The following is a 15305-nucleotide window of genomic DNA, read 5'->3' on the forward strand; positions in this document are numbered from 1 at the left end:
GCGCAAGCACCCGGCCAGCCGCGCCGTCAGCGCGGTATCCAGTGGCGGTCGAACACGCGCTCGACCGCGATCACGATGGCGGGGGTCGCCAGCGCGACATACATATTGTCAATCCCGTAGGGATTGCCGAGCAGGTACCAGGCAGTGGTCGTCACCACGGCCGCGAGCAAACCGCACGCCGCGCCCCGGCCGCTGCCGAAATGCGGCAGGTACAGGCCGATCACCGCCACGACGGAGATCGACAGGCGCAGGGCGCGCGTGAAGAACGAGAGTTTCAGCAGGCCCGGCGCGAGGAACACGCAGGCCAGCGGCACGACACCGACCACCAGCGCTATCCAGCGCATGGTGCGCAACTGCCGCGCGGGCGTCGGCTGCCAGTACGGGAGGTAGAAGTCGCGCACCACCAGCGAGGCAATCGCCAGCGCCACGGTGCTGACGCCCGCGAAAATGGACGCCACCATGGCCACGGCGACGAAGCCGGCGGCGTAGACGTTCATCTCCTGCAGGAACATCGGCAGCGCGTACAGGCTCGGAACGTCCGGGTACAGCATGCGCGCGGCCACGCCGATCAGGCCCAGCGCAATTCCGATCGGCAGCGCCAGCGCGGCCGCGACGAAGGTGGAGCGGCGCGCCGCGTCGGCGCTCCTGGTCGAGGAGATGGCCTGCACGATGTATTGCGTCGAGAAGATCGCACCGACGTTGCCGATGAAGAAAGCGACGATCGTCGAGGCGCCGAGCCCGCCGTCCCAGCTGAAGTAGAACGCCGGCAGCGCGGCCTTCATGGGCGTTACCCCGCCCGTCAGTCTCAGCGCCACGGCCAGCACGACCGCGATGCCCAGGTACTTCATGGCGCTGTGCCAGATGGTCACATAGGCCACGCTCTTCATGCCGCCGAACGCCACGTAGAAGGTGCCGACCAGCGCGATCGCGCAGGCGGCCAGCGGCAGGTCCAGCCGCAGCACGGCGGCGACGACGGCCGCCCCGCTCAGGTAGTTGCCCACGTTGACCAGCAATAGCGCATAGATCATGATGAACGAGACGATCATCTGCGTGGGACGGCCGTAGCGCTGGAAGATGGCGCCGGAAATCGTGTATTCGCCGGAATCGTACAGTTTGCGGGCCAGGACCATGCCGAACAGCGGAAAGCCGACCGCCACGCTCAGTACTGCCCAGGAGGCGGCCATGCCCGACTCGAACGCGGCCTGCGCGGTGCCGATCATCGACTTGGTGCCGACGAATTCCGACACCATCAGCACACCCACCACCAGCGGCGACAGGCTGCGCGCGCCGACCATGAAGTCGCTCGCCGTCGTGCTGCGCCAGCGCGCGGTCAGCCATGCGGTGAGTGCGACGTAGAGCCCCACCATCGTGACGATGATGACGGTGTCCTTGGATGCGAGAGTGTGCATGCAAGTCGTGTCCCGGCCGGCGCTAGCCGTTCACGCGGTGGGCGGCGTAGCCCCCGGTCGCCTGCAGCGATTTCGACAGTTGCCGGGCAGCGGACAGCACGGCGTCGACGGCATTGTCCTTGAACTGGGCGAGCGAGACGCGGTGCACCGACGCCGCCACGCTGAGCGCGGCCACCGGCGTGCCGTCGACATCCAGCACGGGCACCGCCAGCACGTACACGCCGGTGACGGTTTCCTGGTCCGACAGCGCATAGCCGATCTCGCGGATGTGCTCCAGGCGCGCCAGCAGCGCATCCATGTCCGTGATCGTGGTCGCGGTGAGCTTGACCAGCGGCTGTCCGGCCAGCACCTTGCGCTGCGTCTCGCGGGGCAGCCACGCCAGGATCGCCTGGCCCACGGCGGTCGAGTAGGCGGGAACCCGGCTACCGATGCGCACGTCGACGCCCAGCTGCGTCAGGCCCGCCTGAACGCGCTCGGCATACATCACGCTGCTGCCGTCCAGCACCCCGATCGAGGCCGCTTCGTTGACCTCGCCCACCAGACCACGCAGGATCGGACGGGCATGCGTGCGCAGGTCGGAGCGGGCGATCGCGTGGAAACCCAGGTCCAGCACCTTCAGCGACAGGCGGAACCGGCGGCTGTCGTCGACGCGGTCGACATAGCCCAGGTTGACCAGCGTATTGAGGAAGCGGAAAGCAGTCGCGTTGTCCATGTCGGCCTTGCGTGCGACCTCCGCCATCGTCAGTTCGGGCTCCTGGGCGGTAAATGCCTGCAATACCTTGAACCCCTTGGCCAGCGACTGGACAGTGTTCTTGGCGGCATTCGTCGTATCTGCGGGTGCGGAATCGGTCTTTTTCATGGGCTGCTCGATGAATAATTCGGAATGCGAATTATAGTTCGAAACATGGGCAACATCGTGCCCGGCCAGGCGTTCCGCCTTCCGGGCTTCTGAATTATTCGGAATGCGAACTTAAATTCGCATAAAGAAAAATTATAAGCTATCTTATACAAGACTTTCGATAAAGTCCCTCTTCTCGGTATGGTTTTTGAGGCGGCAGCCGCGTCCCGCGGCGCATGGCCAGTGCCGGCGCGGGTACCACGATGCGGCCCCGTCCAGCCGCCGCGCCGGCTCGGCGGCTCGGCGGCTCGGCGGCACGACAGCATGATCCCGCCTCGGCTGCTATGCCACCTGGGCCGGATCGAGCACGAGCGCGACGCGCTCGGCCAGGTCGTTGATCGTCGCCGCGTAGTGCTGGAAATGCGGCGTGGCGCGGTGGGCGGCGACGGCCGCGTTGTCGCGGTACAGCTCGTCCAGCACGAAGCGGCGCGCGTCGCCCTCCCCCTGCTCCTGCCCCTGCTCGCGCCACACGTCCCAGCGCAGGTTGCCCGGCTCGGCGCGGCAGTGCGGCGCCATGTCGAACAGCAGCGCCTCCAGCGCTACCGCCTTGCCTGGCCTGGGGGTGAGTAGTGCCGTGATCTTGACGGTATCCTTCATGGTCGACTCCTACGGGTGGTTGATGGTGTCATGTCCTCGTCTTTTACCACATCCGGCGGGGGATCCGCCGCCCCTCCCCCGCGCCGCCGCCCGCTGAAGACTTCGCCGATCCGGCGTACGATGGGCGTTTCATCTACAGGGAGATGCCCATGACCCAACCGCTCAACGACAAGCTCGTACTCGCTTCCCGGCCCACCGGCCTGCCGCGCCCGGACGACTTCCGCCTCGAACGGGAAGCGCTGCCGGTCCCGGGCGACGGCCAGGTGCTGCTGCAGGTGCTGTACCTGTCGCTCGACCCGTACATGCGCGGCCGCATGGACGACGCCAAGTCCTATGCCAGGCCCGTCGACATCGGCGCCGTGATGGAAGGCGGCACGGTGGCGCGCGTCGTCGCCTCGCGCCACGACGGCTACGCGCCAGGCGACATCGTGCTCTCGCACTCCGGCTGGCAGCGCTATGCCCTCGACGACGGCGCCGCCCTGCGCAAGCTCGACCCGTCCGCCGCGCCCATCAGCACGGCCCTCGGGGTGCTCGGCATGCCAGGCTTCACGGCCTGGTCCGGCCTGCTGCAGATCGGCCGTCCGCAGCCCGGCGAGACGGTGGTGGTGGCCGCCGCCAGCGGCGCCGTCGGTTCCGTCGTGGGCCAGATCGCGCGCATCCACGGCGCGCGCGCTGTGGGCATCGCGGGCGGCGCCGACAAGTGCGCGTTCGTGCGCGACGTGCTGGGCTTCGACGCCGTTGTCGACCACCGCGCACCCGACTTCGCGGCGCAGCTGGCCGCCGCCTGCCCGGACGGCGTCGACGTGTATTTCGAGAACGTGGGCGGCCGCGTGTGGGATGCCGTGTTCCCGCTGCTGAACGACTTCGCGCGCGTGCCGGTATGTGGACTGATCGCCCAGTACAACGCGCTGCCGCAGGCGGAGCCGGGCCCCGACCGCCTGGCGCTGGCCATGCGCGACATCCTCAAGAAGAGCCTGCTGGTGCGCGGCTTCATCCAGCGCGAGTTCGCGCACCTGCGGCCGGCGTTCCTGGAACAGGCGCAGGGCTGGATCGCCGACGGCCGCCTGCGCTACCGCGAAGACGTCGTCGACGGCCTGGAGAACGCGCCGGCTGCGTTCATCGACCTGCTGCAGGGCCGGAACTTCGGCAAGCTCGTGGTCAAGGTCGCGGACTAGACGCCAATCGCATAAGGCGGGCCGGGCACGAACGAAAAACAGATATGGATGTGCGCTATCGGTCGTTCATTTTTGTAGCGGACGCGATTAAGGTGGGCCCTCCATCCCCGATCCGACCCGCCATGACCGATGCCCTCACGCCCAGCCTGACGCCACCCGGCGCCGCCGCGCCCTGTCGACGCCCGGCCGATCCGTCCTCCCCGCCGGCGCTTCCCGTCTACCTCGACCACGCCGCGACGACGCCCGTCGACCCGCGCGTCGCGCAAGCCATGCTGGTGTACATGACCGAGAAATTCGGCAACCCGGCCAGCACCTCCCACGCATTCGGCCTGGACGGCGCCTTTGCCGTGGAACGGGCGCGCAAGCAGGTCGCCGCCCTGATCGGCGCCGCCGCGAGCGACATCGTCTGGACGTCCGGCGCCACCGAGTCGAACAACCTGGCGCTGAAAGGCGCGGCCCACGCACATTGGACCAACGGCGGGCGCGGCGGGCACCTGGTGACGGTGGCGACCGAACACAAGGCCGTGCTGGACACCATGCGCCGGCTGGAGGGCGAAGGTTACGACGTCACCTACCTGCAGCCGCGGCCGGACGGCCTGGTCGACCTGACCGCGTTCGAGGCGGCGCTGCGCCCGGACACCATCCTTGCCTCCGTCATGATGGTCAACAACGAGATCGGCGTGATCCAGCCGATCGCCGCACTGGGACGCCTCTGCCGCGCCCGCGGCGTGCTGCTGCACGTGGACGCGGCGCAGGCGGCCGGCAAGCTGCCGATCGACGTCGACCGCCTGCAGGTCGACCTGCTGTCGCTGAGCGCGCACAAGCTGTACGGCCCGAAGGGCATCGGCGCGCTGTACGTGCGCGGCGCGCCGGCCGTGCGGCTGGAGGCGCAGATGGATGGCGGCGGCCACGAGAAAGGCCTGCGCTCCGGCACGCTGCCCAGCCACCAGATCGTTGGCATGGGCGAGGCGTGCGAACTGGCGCGGCTGGAGATGGCGGGCGAATCGGCGCGCATCGCGGCCTTGCGCGACCGCCTGCGCGACGGCCTGGCGGCCCTGCCCGGCGTCAGGTTCAACGGCGACCTGCAACAGCGCATCCCGCACAACCTGAACGTCAGCTTCACGGGCGTCGGCGCCGAGTCGCTGGCCGACCGGCTGCCCGGCATCGCCGTATCCGCCGGTTCGGCCTGCAATGCCGCCAGCGCCGCGCCATCCTACGTGCTGCGTGCGCTCGGTCTGTCCGATGCGCATGCGCGCAGCGCGATGCGCATTTCGCTGGGCCGCACGACGAGCGCCGCCGACATCGATTACCTGCTGCTGCAACTGCGCCTGGCCTTGCACTAGCGCGGCCGGCCCGGGCCTAGAGCGGCGCCGGCGGCTCCGCTTCTTCCACCGGGGGACGGCGCCCGCCATAGCCGGCACTCATCGCCGCGCCCACCGACGAGGCGATCACGAGGCCGATCGCGAGCCACTGCGTGGCCGTCAGGCGCTCGCCCAGCATCAGGAAGCCCATCAGCGCGCCGACGGCCGGCTCGGCGCTGAGCAGCGTGCTGAAGGTGTTCGACGGCAGCCGGCGCAGCGCCACCATCTCGAAGGAATACGGGATCGCGCTGGAGAACAGCGCCACCGCCAGACCGAGGGCCAGCACGGATGGCGCCAGCAGGCTCGCGCCGGCGTGATAGGTGCCGACGGGCACGGCGACCAGGGTGCCGAGCGCCACGCCCCACGCCGATCCGGCCGCGCCGTAGGCGCCGGCGACCCGCTTGCCGACCAGGATGTAGACGGCCCAGCAGCAGCCGGCCAGCAGCGCGAAGCCGATGCCGCGCCAGTCGAGCCGCGCGCCGTGCGCCGGCGTCGGCAACAGCAGCGCCAGGCCGGCGACGGCCAGCAGGATCCACAGGAAATCGATGCGCCGTCGCGAGGTCCAGACGGCGACGGCCAGCGGTCCGGTGAACTCGACGGCGATCGCGATCCCCAGCGGGATATAGGCCAGCGAGGAGTAGAAACTCAGGTTCATCACGCCCAGCGTGCCGCCGTACAGCAGCAGCGCACGCGGGTCCGCGCGCCAGCCCCCGCGCCAGGGCCGGAACACGGCGCACAGCATCAGCGCCGCGAAGAACAGGCGCAGCGCGGTGGCGCCGGCGGCGCCGACCAGCGGGAACATCTGCTTCGCCAGCGAGGCGCCCACGGTGACCGACAGCAGCGATGCCATCAGGGCGCCGTAGGGCAGCAGCGCCGCCAGCGGGGTGGCGGCCGCGCGCGCGGAGGGAGAGGCAGGAGGTGTCATGCGGGATCCGGTCGGATGAAACGACCGCTACGATAGCATCAAACCGCCGTACTCCCTCCGGTACTTCTTCCCGCCATGCTTCGCCATGCGGACGGCGCCACGCCGACGCTGCCCTTGAAGCGTCGGTTGAAGTGGCTCTGGTCGGCATAACCGCATTCAAGGGCGACGTCGGCCAGCGGCATGCCGCGCCGGATCAGGGCCTGGGCGTGGTGAATGCGCACGGCGTTCAAGTAGACGTGCGGCGCCACGTGGAAGGCAGCGCCGAATGCGCGCGTGAAGTGCGCGCGCGACAGGCCCGCCACGCCTGCCAGTTCCGCGATGGTCAGATCGCGTTGAAAATGCGCGCGGATGTAGTCCTTCACCCTGAGCAGGGCGGCAGCGCCGGGGTCGCGCGGCGGCGCGGGCAACACCTGGGGCCGTTCGCCGTGGCGTGCCAGCGTGTTGGCCAGGAAGGCGCCCAGCAGCGACTCGGCACGCAGCGTGTCGGATGGGCTCTCCAGCAGCGTGCTGGTAAGCATGGTAAACGCCGTGGCCAGGCGCCGGTCGGTCGCGTGGGGCGCCGCGAAATACGGCTTGCCGTGCAGGCCTGCGTCGGGATCGAGGCAATCGCGCACGAAGGCTTCCGGCACGTACCAGATCGCGTACCCGAAACCGTCGGACCGGCCACGGCTGCCGTCATGATCCTCGTCCGGATTGAACAGCACCAGGTCGCCGGGGCGGCTGTCGTGGACGCGGCCCCTGCAGCGGAATTGCTGGATCCCGTAGGTAGTGACGCCGATCGAAAAGCAGTCGTGGCTGTGACGCTCGAAAGCATGGTCGCTGAAGCTCGCCTGCATCAGCGTGATGCCGCCCGCCAGCGGCGAGAATCGTGCCGCGTTCCCGGCCGGCCTGTCGTGGGTGTCCATGCAACGATTGTACAAGACGGGACGACGGCGGACCGGCACCATGGCGTTTTTTCCAAAGGATCCGCCATGCCCTCTCCCATCGACCTCGCCGCCAAGCTTGCCACCTTTTCCGAGGCCTGGCAGCCGCGGACGGTGACCCTGTTCAATGGCCACGACGTGATGGTCGCCAGGCTGCGCGGCGAGTACCACTGGCACGTCCACCCGGACACCGACGACTTCTTCCTCGTGCTGGACGGCCGGCTGGAGATCGACCTCGAGGACGGCACGACGGTCGCGCTGGCGCCGGGCCAGTTGTACGTCGTGCCGCGCGGCGTGCGCCACCGGCCGCGCGCGGCGGAGGAAGCGCAGATCCTGCTGATCGAGCCGACGGGGACGCCCAACAGTGGCGATCCGCTGACGGCGGCGCCGCGCCGGGTCATCTGAACCGGGAGCGCCGCCGCGGCTCAGTGTGCCGCGATGGCCAGGTAGCGCTGCACGGACAGCGCGGCGGGACGTCCTGCCGCCTTGTCCAGCTGGAATGCCGACACGGCCGACGCCAGCGCCTGCGCCTGTTCCTGCAGCGCGTCGGCCGCGGCGGCGGCTTCCTCGACGAGGGCGGCGTTCTGCTGCGTCACCTGGTCCATCTGGGCGATGGCCTGGTTGATCTGCTGGATGCCGCTGCTCTGCTCTTCGCCGGCGACCATGATTTCGCCCATGATGCCGGTGACGCGCGCCACGCTGTCGACGATCTCCTGCATGGTGGCGCCGGCCTTGTCGACCAGCTGGGCGCCCGTGTCGACGTTGGCGACGGAGGCGGTGATCAGTTCCTTGATCTCCTTGGCGGCCGAGGCCGAGCGCTGCGCCAGGTTGCGCACCTCGCCCGCCACGACCGCGAAGCCGCGGCCCTGCTCGCCCGCCCTTGCCGCTTCCACGGCGGCGTTCAGTGCCAGGATATTGGTCTGGAACGCGATGCCGTCGATGACAGTGATGATGTCGACGATGCGCCGCGACGATTCGTTGATGTTGCCCATCGTGTCCACGACCTGGGACACGATGCTGCCGCCGCGCACGGCCACTTCGGACGCCGAGGCGGCGAGCTGGTTGGCCTGGCGCGCATTGTCGGCGTTGTTGCGCACGGTGCTGGTCAGCTCCTCGAGCGACGCCGCCGTCTCCTCGATGCTGCTGGCCTGCTGTTCCGTGCGGCTGGACAGGTTCAGGTTGCCGGCCGCGATCTCGCTGCTGGCGCTGGCGATCAGGCCGCTGCTGTCACGAACGCTGCGCACGGTCGTGGCCAGCTGCGCCTGCATGTCGGCGAAACCGTGCAACAGCTTGCCCATCTCGTCGTGGCGGTCGAGGTCGACGTGGGTGGACAGGTCGCCGCGGGCCATCGCGCCGAAGTGCGCCAGCAATTCGTTCAGCGGACCGACGATGGCGCGCACCAGCGCGACCGAGGAGGCGACGATCAGCAGCACGCTGACGACCATGCCGCCGACCAGCGCATAGAAGATGTTCTGGTCCAGGCGCAGGCTGCGCTCGTACTGTTCCTTCGCCATCGTGACCTGGTAGTCGTCCAGCTTCTCCGATGCCTTGTTGTACTCGCCATAGCTGGCCGTCAGCTCCTTCATCGCGAACCGGTCCACCGTCGCCATATCGCCCTTGCGAACGGCGTCGGCCAGCGCCACCAGCCCCTGGCGGACGTAGATCTCGCGCTTGGCGTCCACGGCCTGCACCAGGCGTTTTTCCTCCGGGTCCTGCGGCAGCGCCATGTAGGCGGTCCAGGCCTTGTCGGCCTGCACGAGGAAGCCGTTCGCGCGCGAGAGCGTCGCCTCGACATCGGGCGCGTCCGGGTGCAGCGCCGCGCGGTCCATGGTGAAGCGGGCGCGCGACAGGAAGTTCTTGGCCGTGTTGACGGCAACGGTCGACTTGAGCTGGTCCGTATAGACGTTCTTCAGCGAGGCTTCCGCAGCGTGCATGCCGAACAGCCCGAGCACGGCAAAGGCGAGAAGGATCAGGCCAAGCAGGCCCATGGTGGCGATGAGGCGGGTACGTATGGACAGTTTCTTGAACATTTTTTGGGTTTTATCGAAGACTGAAATTGAATGCGTCGGCAGCTTGGAGACGCGTCGGACTGCGAAAAAATATTTCCGCTATACAACTATAGGGCAGAATTATTACCCTCATTCAATATCTTTATGGAAATATCATCGGGTTCAATTTTTCGTTGCCTCAATGCAACATACGAGTAACGAGGGGGTGGCCGGAAGCCTTTCGCCAAACGCGCTATAGTGGATGGAACACAGCGTTTCGTCCCGGCACGCCGCCGGGATGGCTGGGCAACGATGAAAGGAATCGACGTGAAACAAGAAACCGCAATCCTCGCGGGCGGCTGCTTCTGGGGCGTGCAGGACCTGGTCCGCAAGCTGCCGGGCGTGATCTCCACCCGCGTCGGCTATTCGGGCGGCGACGTCCCGAATGCGACCTACCGCAACCACGGCACCCACGCCGAGGCCCTCGAGATCGTCTTCGATCCGGAGCAGACCAGCTACCGCCGCCTGCTGGAATTCTTCTTCCAGATCCATGACCCGACGACGCGCAACCGCCAGGGCAACGATGTCGGCACCAGCTACCGCTCCGCCATCTTCACCACCAGCGACGAACAGCGCGCGGTGGCGCTGGACACGATCGCCGACGTCGACGCGTCCGGCCTGTGGCCCGGCAAGGTCGTCACCGAGGTGCAGCCGGCCGGCCCGTTCTGGGAGGCGGAACCCGAGCACCAGGACTACCTCGTCAAGCATCCGAACGGCTACACCTGCCATTTCGTGCGCAAGGACTGGCGCCTGCCGCACCGCGGCGAACAGGCGGCCTGAGTCTCTGCCTCACCGTCGGCCGGCGCGCGACCGCGCCGGCCCCGGCATCGGTCGCGCGGCGCGCTTGTCGTGCGACCTGCCCCTCCTCCCGGCGCTATCATCGGCGCCACAGCGATCATTTCCCTATTTGCGCCCGGTCATCTGTTCTCGCCGAACCAACCGGATACACGCGGGTCAATCTCATCACGCGGATTTCATTGTCGCGAGAGACCAGGGGAAGCTCCTCCAGGGAACGCGTCGCCATTCAGCCGGCGGCACGATCCGGATGCGCGCATGGACAAGGAATCGACGGGAGCACGGGAACACATGAAGCACTGCGTGATCGATGCCAGCCACCACGTCGACGCCAACCCGTTCCAGAAACGGGGGACCGATATCTACCGCTGCAAGGACTGCGGCTGCATCATGGCCGACGTCGCCTTCGACGCGGCGCAGTATGAATCGGACAACTATTACACGCTGATCCACAAGACCGTGGACAACATCGACAGGGAATGGGGGTTCAGGTGGCACCACATCCTGAACCGCATCCAGTCCTGTGGCCATCCCGCGTCCCTGCTCGACGTCGGCGCCGGCAACGGCTATTTCGTCGCGCTGGCCGGCCGGGCGTTCCGCATGCAGGCCAGCGGCATCGAGCTGTCCGAGCAGGAGATCCGTTTCGCCAGGGACAAGGTCGGCGTCGAATTGATCCGCCAGCGCGTCGAAGAGCACGAGCAGGTCTACGACGCGGTGACCTGCTTTAACGTCATCGAGCACGTTCCCGATCCGCGCTCCTTCCTGGCGTCCGTCGTCGCGCGCATCAAGCCCGGCGGCCTCCTCGCCTTGACGACCCCGAATCCCGGCTGCATCCATGCGCGCATCCACGGCATCGAGCAATGGGGGATGGTGGACCCGCCCCACCACATCAACCTGTTTTCGCGCGCGTCGCTGGCCGACATGCTGCGCCAGGAAGCGCTGCAACCGATCCGCTACGAGACGCTGAGCACCTATATCAATTTCGTGCGGAACGTCGATACACGCCACTTGCTGTTGAGAAGACTGTTTTTCCAGCTCCTGCGACTGGGAAATCTTGGGGCGGACCATTTTTTCATCGCGAGAAAGCCGGATGCGGGGGCTGCCATTGGCGTACCGGCGCACGAGGCAGGCGATTCATCGGTTTAGGCAAGGATGCAAGGCGATATGGCCTGCCATTCGGCGCTGGCGAAGACTACCATGCAAGCTCGTTTTTACAGAGGAGGAATCGCATGGCATCCGCCAAACTGTTACTCATCAAGGGCGTGAGCAGCGGCTTCGGGCGCGCCCTGGCAAGCGAAGCACTGGCCGACGGCCACCACGTGGTCGGCACCGTGCGCAGCGACGACGCGAAGCGCGCATTCGAGGCGCTGGCGCCGGGACGCGCGCACGCGCGCATCCTGGACGTGACGGACGTCGAGGCCATCGACGGCGTCGTGGCGGCCATCGAGGCGGACGTCGGCCCCATCGACGTGCTGGTCAACAATGCGGGCTACGGCCACGAAGGGATCCTGGAAGAGTCGCCGCTGGCGGAAATGCGCCGCCAGTTCGACGTCAACGTGTTCGGCGCCGTGGCCATGACCAGGGCCGTGCTGCCCTTCATGCGCGCGCGCCGCCGCGGCCACGTGCTGAACATCACGTCGATGGGCGGCTACATCACGATGCCCGGCATCGCCTACTACTGCGGCAGCAAGTTTGCCCTCGAGGGCATCTCCGAGACGCTCGCGAAAGAGGTGAAGGGGTTCGGCATCGCCGTCACCGCAGTGGCACCGGGCTCGTTCCGCACCGACTGGGCCGGCCGGTCGATGCAGCGCACGCCGCGCTCCATCCCCGACTACGACGCCCTGTTCGATCCCGTGCGCGAGGCCCGCGCGGCAAGGAGCGGCAAGCAGCCGGGCGACCCCGTGAAGGCGGCGCGCGCCATGCTGTCGATCATCGGGCACGACGATCCGCCCGTGCACCTGCTGCTGGGCAGCGATGCACTGGAGCTCGTGCGCGGCAAGCTGGCCGCCCTCGCGGAAGAACTCGACCGGTGGGAAAGCCTGACGGTGTCGACCGATGGCTGAATCGCGATGAAGGCTCAGGCTCCGGCCGGGCCGGCGCCCTCCTGCGCCGCGTTCACGAGGTTGGTGCGAAGGTTGACGATGGCCTTCTGCAGCGCCCGGAACTCGTCCGGCGCCAGGCCGGCCGCGCGGGCCGTGATCTCGCGGTAGTCGAACGCCTTTTCGCGCAGCGCGCGCCCCGCCTCCGTCAGCGAGATGCGCACGCTGCGCTCGTCTTCCTTGTCGCGCTCGCGCCGCACGTAACCCATCGCTTCCAGGCGCTTGAGCATGGGCGTCATGGTGCTCGGCTCCAGGAACAGGTTCTCGCTCAGTCCCTTGACCGTCTGGTTGTCCTGCTCCCACAGGCAGATGATGGTGACGTACTGCGTGTACGTGAGGCCGAGCGCATCGAGCACGGGTTTGTAGACGCGCGAATAGGCCAGGTTCGTCGAGTACACCGCGAAGCACATGAAGTCGCCCAGCTTGGCGACGTTCTCGCGCCGTTCCTTGGTCTTGCTCATTTGAAATCCCATACTATTTATCGAGATAACGATTATCGTACTTGAAAAACGTAAGCGTCGCAGGTAAAGTTATCGCAATAAGAGTTACGACAATAATTTTATGTGACGAAAGGAGCGACACCATGCCAGCGCCCGACCACGTACTGGTGGTGGACGACGATCGCGGGATCCGAGAACTCGTCTGCGCCTACCTCGACAAGCAGGGCCTGCGCGCCACCGGCGTCGCCGACGGGCGTGCCCTGCGCGCCGCGCTGGCGCGCTTCACGCCCGATGCGATCGTCCTCGACCTGATGCTGCCCGGCGACGACGGCCTGGTGCTGTGCCGCGAGCTCCGCGCCGGCAAGCACCGCGCGGTGCCGATCGTGATGCTGACGGCGCGCGACGAGGAGACCGACCGCGTGGTCGGGCTCGAACTGGGCGCCGACGACTACATGCCCAAGCCGTTCTCGGTGCGCGAACTGCTGGCGCGGCTGCGCGCCGTGCTGCGGCGCACGCGCATGCTGCCACCGAACCTGCAGGTCACCCAGGCCGCCGCCATGGTCGGATTCGGCGACTGGCGCCTCGACACGACGGCGCGCCACCTGCTGGACGCCGATGGCGTGGCCGTGCCGGTCAGCGGGGCCGAGTACCGCCTGCTGCGCGTATTCCTCGACCACCCGCAGCGGGTGCTGAGCCGCGAGCAGTTGCTGGAATTGACCCACGGCCACGACGCCGACCAGTTCGACCGTTCGATCGACCTGCTCGTCAGCCGCCTGCGCCAGCGCCTCGGCGACACGGCGCGCGAGCCGCGCTACATCAGGACCTTGCGTCACGAAGGCTATGTGTTCGCCATGCCGGTCCGCGTGCTCGAGGGCGCGCCATGAGCGGCTGGCGCGCGCGGCTGGCAAGGCTGGCGCCGCGTACCCTGTTCGCGCGCCTGTCGCTGATCCTGCTGGCGGGCATGGGCGCGGCCCAGCTGCTGTCCGCCGGGCTCGCCGTCGGCGAACGGGACGACGTCAACATGGGGGCGATGGTCGACACCGTCGAAACGGACCTGCGCAGCGCGGTCGCCCTCCTCGACCGGCTGCCGCGCGCCGAACGGGCCGCCTGGCTGCCGTGCTTGGAACACGGGGGCTACCGCTTCCTGGCCGGACCGGGAGACGCGGGCCCGCCCGTCCAGGCCCCGCTGTCGCTGCGCGTGCTGCGCTCGGCCACGCGTGCGCTCGCTGCCACCCATGCATTCAGCGCCAACACCGTCGCAGGCGAACGCGAACGCTTCCAGGTCCATGTGCGGCTCGCCGACGGCGATCCCGTCACCATCGAATTCCGTCCGCGCCGCGGCCTGCCGCTGTCGCCGTGGCTGCCCTACGTTCTTGCGGGACAATTCGTGCTGGTGGCGCTGAGCTGCTGGGCCGCCGTGCGGCTCGCAACGGCGCCCCTGCGCGACCTGGCCGACGCCGCCGACGCGCTCGGCCCCGACCTGCGCCCCTCGGCCCTGCGCGAGACGGGGCCGTCCGAAGTGGCCCGCGCGGCCCGCGCGATGAATGCCATGCAGCGCCGCATTGCCGGCTACGTCGACGAGCGGATGCGCATCCTGGCCGCGATCGCGCACGACCTGCAGACGCCCATCACGCGCATGCGCCTGCGCGTCGACATGATGGACGACCCCGTCCAGCAGCAGCGCCTCGGCGCCGACCTGCTGGAGTTGCAGGGGCTCGTGCGCGAAGGCCTCGATTACGCGCGCGCCATGCACGGCCAGGCGGAAACAGCGTGTCCCACCGACATCGCCAGCCTGCTCGACAGCATCGCGTTCGACTACCGCGACGGTGGCGCGTCCGTCCAGGTCGAAGGGGCGCGCGGGGCCGTCCTGTCCACCCGTCCGAAAGCGCTGCGCAGGATCGTGTGCAACCTGGTCGACAACGCGCTCAGGTACGCCGGCACGGCCGACATTGTGCTCGACTGCGCGCAGCCGCAGCGTCCGGCGATCCGCGTGCTCGACCGCGGTCCCGGCATCCCGGACGCCGCGCTGGACGCCGTGTTCGAGCCGTTCTTCCGGCTCGAGGGTTCGCGCAACCGCGACACCGGCGGCAGCGGCCTCGGCCTGGCCATCGCGCGCCGCCTGGCCGCGTCGCTGCCGGGAGAACTGACGCTGCACAATCGCGCCGAAGGCGGGCTGGAAGCACGGCTCGTCCTGCAGCGCGCCTGACGGGAGAACGACGATGCACGCAACCATTTCCGCCACCTTCCTGCTGGCACTCGCCGCGTTCTCCGGCAGCGCGCACGGCGCCGACGGCGGACGGCTGTGCACCCAGGGCGGCTGCACAGCCGGTCCGGTCGCGTCGGCGACGGTGCAGGAAGCGATCCGCGGCGCGGCACGCGAGACGGGCGGCGCCGGCGCATCCGGCAGGCGCGCAGCGCAAGGACATTCCGAAAGTGCACCGGCGAATGCCTCGGATGGCGCCGACGCATGGAAGCGCGCGCTCGGGACGCAGGATGGCCGCGAAGCGTACGACTGCGCGCTCAGCTTCGGCATCGGTGGCGCGGTGCGCGGCGATGGTTTCCTCGGCACGCGCATCCTGGGACGCACGCAGGTCTGGCGCGACAAATGACACGGCGGCGATCGCCGATCGCCGCC

16 protein-coding genes are annotated in these 15305 nt (G+C 68.4%); 9 read left to right on the forward strand and 7 right to left on the reverse strand.

What is annotated here, in order from left to right; genetic code table 11:
- Nucleotides 1-26: 26 nt before the first annotated feature.
- The 3 genes from ACI1V7_RS23975 to ACI1V7_RS23985 form a co-directional block, all read right to left on the reverse strand.
- On the reverse strand, nucleotides 27-1409 hold the full coding sequence (locus ACI1V7_RS23975; protein WP_404534461.1) for a sodium:solute symporter family protein: 1383 nt from the start codon (nucleotides 1407-1409) through the stop codon (nucleotides 27-29).
- Between the two features lie 22 nt (nucleotides 1410-1431).
- Complete coding sequence (locus ACI1V7_RS23980) at nucleotides 1432-2268, reverse strand: IclR family transcriptional regulator (RefSeq protein WP_404534462.1); 837 nt, start codon at nucleotides 2266-2268, stop codon at nucleotides 1432-1434.
- 321 nt (nucleotides 2269-2589) lie between these two features.
- Nucleotides 2590-2904, reverse strand: a complete 315-nt coding sequence (locus tag ACI1V7_RS23985) for a putative quinol monooxygenase (protein ID WP_404534463.1) — start codon at nucleotides 2902-2904, stop codon at nucleotides 2590-2592.
- Between the two features lie 143 nt (nucleotides 2905-3047).
- Here ACI1V7_RS23985 and ACI1V7_RS23990 point away from each other — a divergent pair, with 143 nt between their 5' ends.
- Nucleotides 3048-4079 carry an NADP-dependent oxidoreductase gene (locus ACI1V7_RS23990; RefSeq protein ID WP_404534465.1) on the forward strand — a complete coding sequence of 344 codons (1032 nt, stop codon included), beginning with the start codon at nucleotides 3048-3050 and terminating at the stop codon, nucleotides 4077-4079.
- A gap of 122 nt (nucleotides 4080-4201) precedes the next feature.
- Complete coding sequence (locus ACI1V7_RS23995) at nucleotides 4202-5422, forward strand: aminotransferase class V-fold PLP-dependent enzyme (protein WP_404534466.1); 1221 nt, start codon at nucleotides 4202-4204, stop codon at nucleotides 5420-5422.
- A gap of 16 nt (nucleotides 5423-5438) precedes the next feature.
- On the opposite strand, the gene ACI1V7_RS24000 is transcribed toward ACI1V7_RS23995, so the two are convergent.
- Nucleotides 5439-6365 carry an EamA family transporter gene (locus ACI1V7_RS24000; protein WP_404534468.1) on the reverse strand — a complete coding sequence of 309 codons (927 nt, stop codon included), beginning with the start codon at nucleotides 6363-6365 and terminating at the stop codon, nucleotides 5439-5441.
- Nucleotides 6366-6403: 38 nt separating this feature from the next.
- Nucleotides 6404-7270, reverse strand: a complete 867-nt coding sequence (locus ACI1V7_RS24005; RefSeq protein ID WP_404534469.1) for an AraC family transcriptional regulator — start codon at nucleotides 7268-7270, stop codon at nucleotides 6404-6406.
- A 66-nt stretch (nucleotides 7271-7336) separates the two neighbouring features.
- Here ACI1V7_RS24005 and ACI1V7_RS24010 point away from each other — a divergent pair, with 66 nt between their 5' ends.
- Nucleotides 7337-7693 (forward strand): cupin domain-containing protein, encoded by a 357-nt coding sequence (locus tag ACI1V7_RS24010; RefSeq protein ID WP_404534470.1) that lies wholly within the window; start codon nucleotides 7337-7339, stop codon nucleotides 7691-7693.
- A gap of 20 nt (nucleotides 7694-7713) precedes the next feature.
- On the opposite strand, the gene ACI1V7_RS24015 is transcribed toward ACI1V7_RS24010, so the two are convergent.
- Nucleotides 7714-9318 carry a methyl-accepting chemotaxis protein gene (locus tag ACI1V7_RS24015; RefSeq protein ID WP_404534472.1) on the reverse strand — a complete coding sequence of 535 codons (1605 nt, stop codon included), beginning with the start codon at nucleotides 9316-9318 and terminating at the stop codon, nucleotides 7714-7716.
- 285 nt (nucleotides 9319-9603) lie between these two features.
- On the opposite strand from ACI1V7_RS24015, the gene msrA reads away from it, so the two are divergent.
- The 3 genes from msrA to ACI1V7_RS24030 all read left to right on the forward strand — a co-directional run bounded on the left by msrA (nucleotide 9604) and on the right by ACI1V7_RS24030 (nucleotide 12194).
- Nucleotides 9604-10116 (forward strand): peptide-methionine (S)-S-oxide reductase MsrA, encoded by a 513-nt coding sequence (msrA, locus tag ACI1V7_RS24020; RefSeq protein WP_404534473.1) that lies wholly within the window; start codon nucleotides 9604-9606, stop codon nucleotides 10114-10116.
- A 273-nt stretch (nucleotides 10117-10389) separates the two neighbouring features.
- Nucleotides 10390-11277: a class I SAM-dependent methyltransferase gene (locus tag ACI1V7_RS24025; RefSeq protein ID WP_404534474.1), complete on the forward strand. Its 888-nt coding sequence runs from the start codon at nucleotides 10390-10392 to the stop codon at nucleotides 11275-11277.
- Nucleotides 11278-11360: 83 nt separating this feature from the next.
- The gene (locus ACI1V7_RS24030) at nucleotides 11361-12194 is read left to right on the forward strand and encodes an oxidoreductase (RefSeq protein ID WP_404534476.1); all 834 of its coding nucleotides are present in this window, start codon (nucleotides 11361-11363) and stop codon (nucleotides 12192-12194) included.
- A gap of 14 nt (nucleotides 12195-12208) precedes the next feature.
- On the opposite strand, the gene ACI1V7_RS24035 is transcribed toward ACI1V7_RS24030, so the two are convergent.
- The gene (locus tag ACI1V7_RS24035; protein ID WP_404534477.1) at nucleotides 12209-12691 is read right to left on the reverse strand and encodes a MarR family winged helix-turn-helix transcriptional regulator; all 483 of its coding nucleotides are present in this window, start codon (nucleotides 12689-12691) and stop codon (nucleotides 12209-12211) included.
- A gap of 122 nt (nucleotides 12692-12813) precedes the next feature.
- On the opposite strand from ACI1V7_RS24035, the gene ACI1V7_RS24040 reads away from it, so the two are divergent.
- From ACI1V7_RS24040 to ACI1V7_RS24050, 3 genes are read left to right on the forward strand one after another with little or no spacing between them, the layout of a single operon-like run.
- Nucleotides 12814-13554: a response regulator gene (locus tag ACI1V7_RS24040; protein WP_404534479.1), complete on the forward strand. Its 741-nt coding sequence runs from the start codon at nucleotides 12814-12816 to the stop codon at nucleotides 13552-13554.
- A complete protein-coding gene (locus tag ACI1V7_RS24045) occupies nucleotides 13551-14876 on the forward strand; it encodes an ATP-binding protein (RefSeq protein ID WP_404534480.1) in 1326 nt (441 codons plus the stop codon). Before ACI1V7_RS24040 ends, ACI1V7_RS24045 begins: the two co-directional genes overlap by 4 nt.
- Before the next feature lie 13 nt (nucleotides 14877-14889).
- Nucleotides 14890-15279, forward strand: coding sequence for a DUF2147 domain-containing protein (locus ACI1V7_RS24050; RefSeq protein WP_404534481.1), 390 nt, complete (start codon nucleotides 14890-14892; stop codon nucleotides 15277-15279).
- The last annotated feature ends 26 nt before the right edge of the window (nucleotides 15280-15305 follow it).

Origin of the sequence: Massilia paldalensis (assembly GCF_044901715.1) — a bacterium.
In the GTDB taxonomy this organism is placed as follows: domain Bacteria; phylum Pseudomonadota; class Gammaproteobacteria; order Burkholderiales; family Burkholderiaceae_D; genus Telluria; species Telluria paldalensis.

What these genes read in the sequence shown, in the direction of transcription:
- ACI1V7_RS23975 (WP_404534461.1), bottom strand. Translation starts at nt 1,409, where the DNA reads ATGCACACTCTCGCATCCAAGGACACCGTCATCATCGTCACGATGGTG.
- ACI1V7_RS23980 (WP_404534462.1), bottom strand. Translation starts at nt 2,268, where the DNA reads ATGAAAAAGACCGATTCCGCACCCGCAGATACGACGAATGCCGCCAAG.
- ACI1V7_RS23985 (WP_404534463.1), bottom strand. Translation starts at nt 2,904, where the DNA reads ATGAAGGATACCGTCAAGATCACGGCACTACTCACCCCCAGGCCAGGC.
- ACI1V7_RS23990 (WP_404534465.1), top strand. Translation starts at nt 3,048, where the DNA reads ATGCCCATGACCCAACCGCTCAACGACAAGCTCGTACTCGCTTCCCGG.
- ACI1V7_RS23995 (WP_404534466.1), top strand. Translation starts at nt 4,202, where the DNA reads ATGACCGATGCCCTCACGCCCAGCCTGACGCCACCCGGCGCCGCCGCG.
- ACI1V7_RS24000 (WP_404534468.1), bottom strand. Translation starts at nt 6,365, where the DNA reads ATGACACCTCCTGCCTCTCCCTCCGCGCGCGCGGCCGCCACCCCGCTG.
- ACI1V7_RS24005 (WP_404534469.1), bottom strand. Translation starts at nt 7,270, where the DNA reads ATGGACACCCACGACAGGCCGGCCGGGAACGCGGCACGATTCTCGCCG.
- ACI1V7_RS24010 (WP_404534470.1), top strand. Translation starts at nt 7,337, where the DNA reads ATGCCCTCTCCCATCGACCTCGCCGCCAAGCTTGCCACCTTTTCCGAG.
- ACI1V7_RS24015 (WP_404534472.1), bottom strand. Translation starts at nt 9,318, where the DNA reads ATGTTCAAGAAACTGTCCATACGTACCCGCCTCATCGCCACCATGGGC.
- ACI1V7_RS24025 (WP_404534474.1), top strand. Translation starts at nt 10,390, where the DNA reads ATGGACAAGGAATCGACGGGAGCACGGGAACACATGAAGCACTGCGTG.
- ACI1V7_RS24030 (WP_404534476.1), top strand. Translation starts at nt 11,361, where the DNA reads ATGGCATCCGCCAAACTGTTACTCATCAAGGGCGTGAGCAGCGGCTTC.
- ACI1V7_RS24035 (WP_404534477.1), bottom strand. Translation starts at nt 12,691, where the DNA reads ATGAGCAAGACCAAGGAACGGCGCGAGAACGTCGCCAAGCTGGGCGAC.
- ACI1V7_RS24040 (WP_404534479.1), top strand. Translation starts at nt 12,814, where the DNA reads ATGCCAGCGCCCGACCACGTACTGGTGGTGGACGACGATCGCGGGATC.
- ACI1V7_RS24045 (WP_404534480.1), top strand. Translation starts at nt 13,551, where the DNA reads ATGAGCGGCTGGCGCGCGCGGCTGGCAAGGCTGGCGCCGCGTACCCTG.
- ACI1V7_RS24050 (WP_404534481.1), top strand. Translation starts at nt 14,890, where the DNA reads ATGCACGCAACCATTTCCGCCACCTTCCTGCTGGCACTCGCCGCGTTC.